The 269-nt window shown below is 38.3% G+C and carries 1 protein-coding gene; it reads left to right on the forward strand.

Features of this window, described 5'->3' with window-relative positions:
• Positions 1–208, forward strand: a 208-nt coding sequence (locus AOA59_RS32915) for a hypothetical protein (RefSeq protein ID WP_218212229.1), incomplete at its 5' end; no start/stop codon positions are given.
• Positions 209–269: the final 61 nt, after the last annotated feature.

Genomic DNA, 269 nt, shown 5'->3' on the forward strand with positions numbered 1-269 from the left:
AGACATTTCAAAGAATATACTACCGAATTGGTTAACCATGAGCGGTGTTTTGGTGGGATTACTATTGCACATTATCATGGACGGATTAAATGGACTACTTTTTTCTATCTTAGGGTTAGTAGCTGCCGGGGGCATTCTTCTTATCCTGTATCTATTCAAAGCACTTGGGCTGGATACGTTAAACTTTTTGCAGCGATTGGAGCATTAACAGGTCTACAATTTTCCCTTTATGCAATGATGTATTCAATTGTTTTCGGAGGAATTATTCG

This window comes from Pseudomonas sp. 2822-15, assembly GCF_002742515.1.
GTDB lineage: Bacteria > Pseudomonadota > Gammaproteobacteria > Pseudomonadales > Pseudomonadaceae > Aquipseudomonas > Aquipseudomonas salomonii.